Annotated in this window: 6 protein-coding genes; 1 reads left to right on the top strand and 5 read right to left on the bottom strand. The window is 69.2% G+C overall.

Going from position 1 to position 3,389, the window contains the following annotated elements:
* Both LQT98_RS22935 and soxR read right to left on the bottom strand, forming a co-directional pair.
* A partial coding sequence (locus LQT98_RS22935; protein ID WP_231465475.1) for a hypothetical protein occupies positions 1-237 on the bottom strand: 237 nt, incomplete at its 3' end.
* Between the two features lie 225 nt (positions 238-462).
* A complete protein-coding gene (gene soxR, locus LQT98_RS22940) occupies positions 463-957 on the bottom strand; it encodes a redox-sensitive transcriptional activator SoxR (RefSeq protein ID WP_231465477.1) in 495 nt (164 codons plus the stop codon).
* A gap of 72 nt (positions 958-1,029) precedes the next feature.
* On the opposite strand from soxR, the gene LQT98_RS22945 reads away from it, so the two are divergent.
* Positions 1,030-2,040 (top strand): questin oxidase family protein, encoded by a 1,011-nt coding sequence (locus LQT98_RS22945; RefSeq protein WP_231465478.1) that lies wholly within the window; start codon positions 1,030-1,032, stop codon positions 2,038-2,040.
* Between the two features lies 1 nt (position 2,041).
* Here the strand turns inward: LQT98_RS22945 and LQT98_RS22950 are convergent, their stop codons facing one another.
* From LQT98_RS22950 to LQT98_RS24235, 3 genes are read right to left on the bottom strand one after another with little or no spacing between them, the layout of a single operon-like run.
* A complete protein-coding gene (locus LQT98_RS22950; RefSeq protein ID WP_231465480.1) occupies positions 2,042-2,566 on the bottom strand; it encodes a hypothetical protein in 525 nt (174 codons plus the stop codon).
* Positions 2,563-3,204: a hypothetical protein gene (locus LQT98_RS22955; protein WP_231465482.1), complete on the bottom strand. Its 642-nt coding sequence runs from the start codon at positions 3,202-3,204 to the stop codon at positions 2,563-2,565. Before LQT98_RS22955 ends, LQT98_RS22950 begins: the two co-directional genes overlap by 4 nt.
* Before the next feature lie 10 nt (positions 3,205-3,214).
* Entirely contained in the window at positions 3,215-3,388 is a 174-nt protein-coding gene (locus tag LQT98_RS24235) for a hypothetical protein (RefSeq protein ID WP_407928967.1), read from the bottom strand.
* Position 3,389 lies beyond the last annotated feature (1 nt).

The following is a 3,389-nucleotide window of genomic DNA, read 5'->3' on the forward strand; positions in this document are numbered from 1 at the left end:
GTCCGGAATCGCGCCGAAGAAGCGGGTGACCCGGCCGCACAGCGGCTGGAAGAAACGGCGCACATCGGACAGGCACTCGCTCAAGACCGCATGGGCCTTGCCGCGGCTTTCGGCGCTGTCGTCGATGCGCACCGGCTTGCCGTTGAGGCTGCCGACTTGGGCGGCGGGGGCCTCGGGGGCCGGGGCGGGGGCTTGGCCGGCATTGGGCCGGATGGAGGTAAAGCCGAGAAATACCATGGTGGCGCTCCAGTGGCGTTGAAATGGGCGCCATTACAGCGCGCCGTTGTAACAGCGGCTTTCAGGAAGTGCTCAGAACCTGTTTACGATCTGCTGCGCGTCGGCGGGATGGATAGAAATGGGCGTTGAAACCAAGCTCAGTGCTCATGTACCACGTGTACATTCCGCTTTGTCGCTCGTTTTCGCCTGGTCTCGCTCTTGCTCGCGAGACTTTGGAACAGGCGCTCAGCCCGGTTCTTGGTCCGGCGCTTCCGTCGGCGGTTCGCCTATCAGGTAACGCGGCCCATCGCCCAGGCTGGCCGCGCGGTCGCCGGGGTTGTACAGCGCGCACTGGCTCAGCGACAGGCAGCCGCAGCCTATGCAGTTGCCCAGCCGGTCGCGCAGCCGGGTCAACTCGTCTATGCGCTGCTGCAGGCGCGGCAGCCAGTCGGCGGACAAGGCCTCCCAGTCGCGCGGCGTCGGCGTGCGCTGGCTGGGCAGCGCGGCCAGCGAGGCGCGGATGTCGTCCAGGCTGATGCCGACGATCTGGGCGGCGCGGATGAAGGCGACGCGGCGCAGCGCGTCGCGCGGGTAGCGGCGCTGGCCGCCGGCGGAACGGATGCTGTGCAACAGCCCCTGGGTTTCGTAGTAGCGCAGCGCGCTGGCGGCGACGCCGGCGCGGCGCGCCAGCTCGCCTATGCTGAGCCAGGGGTTGGGTTTGGATGAGGGGGAGGCGGGCATGTCCGGACTCGCTTGACTTAAAGTTGGCTTTAACTTTTATCGTGACGGCAGGTTTTTTTCAAGGAGGACGCCATGAACGCGCCAAGCCGTCACACCGAACTGCATGCCTTGCTGGACGCCAACCACGAGTTTTCGCTGATGCACAGCGACACCACCAACCATTGCCCGATGGCGCTGACCGCGCTGGCGGAAATGGGCGCGGAGCCGCATCAGCTGCGCACCTTCTTCGATTTCTGGGACAGCGAGCGCGCCGAGCCGGCCGAGCTGGTGGAATACGATATCGGCTGGCGGCGCTGGGACGCCGCCGTGGGCCGGCTGGACGCCTTCCCGGCCTTGCTGCGGGTGATGGAGCAGCGGGTGGCGGCGCGCGGCGTGGACGAAACCGTGCGCGAGGTGCTGGGCAGCCTGCCGTTCTCGCCGGGCGGCGGCGCCTTCCACCCGTTGATCCGGCTGGCCTTCGCGCTGCGCGCCGGCCACGCCGGCGAGGCGGCGGCGGGCCTGGCCTATTATCTGTGCGCCTATCTGCGCCTGCCCGCCGACCTGGACGCGCAAGCGCCGGCCGCCTCGGCCGAGGCCGGGCTGGAACAGCTGTCGCGGGCGCTGGCCGGCTGGAACAGCCCGGATTACTGGATACACGATCGCTTCGACGCGGTGCTGGCCGATCCGCGCTTCGCCGCGGCGCTGCCCGGCGCGCCGCAAACGCCGGACTGGCTGGATGAATTGGCGCGGGCTGCGCTGCGGGTGTATTGGCAGACCGACAACTTCACCGCGCTGCACATGGTGACCGCGACGCTGGCGCTGCGCGACGTGCTCGAGCACCTGCCCGGCCTGGCGGCGGAGGATTGGCATCCAGCCTTGTGGCGGACCTTCTGCGTCGCCTATGTGTCCATCGGCGCGCCGGCGCTGGAAGCGGCGGAACTGCCGGACGCGCAACCGGCCTGGCCCTTATTGCTGCAGCGGGTGCTGAAGCTGCGCAACGAGCATGTGATCAAGCTGGTGTACGCCTGCCACCGCGAGTTCCAGCGCAGCGGCGATGTCTTCTACCATGCGGCGGCGGCGCGGGCCTTGTGGGACGCGGTGTGAATCACCAGTCCTCCATCTCCTTGGGCACGCCGCCGGACAGGATGGCCTCCTGCATCCATTGCTGCATCATGCCGCCGACGCCGATATTGCCCACCAGCGAGGTCATCAGCGCGGTGTGCAGCGGCGAAGCGGCGTCGACCTGCTCCAGCGTGCGCTGGATCATGTCGTTCTTCTGCTTCAAGGTGGTGAAGGCCAGTTCGCCGGTGGCCGGGTCCTTGAAGTCGGCCAGCAGCTTGCCGACGGCATCGGCGTAGCGCTGTTTGTCCTGCTGCGAATCGCTTGCCGGCGGCTGCAGCTGGCGCAGCGCGGCGAGGAAGGCCACCGCCACCGGGTCGGCATTGAAGTCCGGCCATTTGTGCGGCGGCGGTTCGACCGGCTTGGCGTCGTCGGCCTCCGGCGTTTCCGTCGGCGGCGCGGCGCCGCCGGCGTCTTGCGTCGCGGCCAGCAGCCGCTGCTGCAAGGGAACGATGTCATCGCCGCCGGCGGCGGCGAGGCTCAAGGCGGACAGGTTCAGCGAGGGAATCATTCCGGGCTCCGCTTGGCGGCGGCCAGCGCCGCCAGGTCTTGTTCCAGCCGCGCGATCAGCTCGCGCAGCGCTTGTTCCGACAGCGCGCGGCAATCCTGCGGCATCTGCTCCAGGCATTGCAGCAGCTGGCGGCTGGCCGGTTCCACGTATTGCTCCGGCTCGAATTCCGCCGCCTGGTCCGCGCAGCGCATCATGAAGCGCGCGTCGGCGTGGTAATCGATCTGGATCGTGCCGGGCCAGTTTTCCGTCAACAAGGCCATCAGCCGCGGCTGCAAGGCGCGCGCGCGCTTGGGCAGTTGCAGATAGAGGGTGGCGTCCGGCGCGTCGCGGTCGCGCAGCCATTCATCCAGCAATAGCAATAGGGTGTCGGGGTGGTCCACCGCCGCGGCCAGCATCGCGCGCGCCTCTTGCTCCAGCCGCTCGCGCCAGCGCCAGGCCATGGCCTGGCTGGCGGCGAAATGACCGGCGGCTTGTTCCAGCGCGGCGAGCATGCCTTGTTGGTAACCGGCTTGGCTGGCTTGTCGGCGCAGGGTCTCCGCCTGATGTTCGGCGTCGCGCAGCACGCGCTGCGCCTGCCGTCGCGCTTCGCGTTCCAGTTGGTCGGCGCGCGCGGCGCGGCGCAGCTGGGCGCTGCGCACCAGCACGCCTTCAACGGCGGTCGGCGGGCGGGGTGTGGGGATGTCTCTGGGCATGTTGTAGGGCCAAGGTCAGAATCAGGGCGTCGGCGGCCGGCTGCGGCGGCGCGGCGTCCACCTCCGGCGGAAACAGCAGCGGCAGCCGCTGCGCCAGCGGGCGCGGCAGCCGTTCGCGCCAGGCTTGCAGG

It is taken from the genome of Chromobacterium aquaticum, assembly GCF_021129195.1.
Lineage (GTDB): Bacteria > Pseudomonadota > Gammaproteobacteria > Burkholderiales > Chromobacteriaceae > Chromobacterium > Chromobacterium aquaticum.

Excerpts from the sequence above, each read along its gene's own strand:
- soxR (WP_231465477.1), bottom strand. The coding sequence starts at position 957 with ATGCCCGCCTCCCCCTCATCCAAACCCAACCCCTGGCTCAGCATAGGC.
- LQT98_RS22945 (WP_231465478.1), top strand. The coding sequence starts at position 1,030 with ATGAACGCGCCAAGCCGTCACACCGAACTGCATGCCTTGCTGGACGCC.
- LQT98_RS22950 (WP_231465480.1), bottom strand. The coding sequence starts at position 2,566 with ATGATTCCCTCGCTGAACCTGTCCGCCTTGAGCCTCGCCGCCGCCGGC.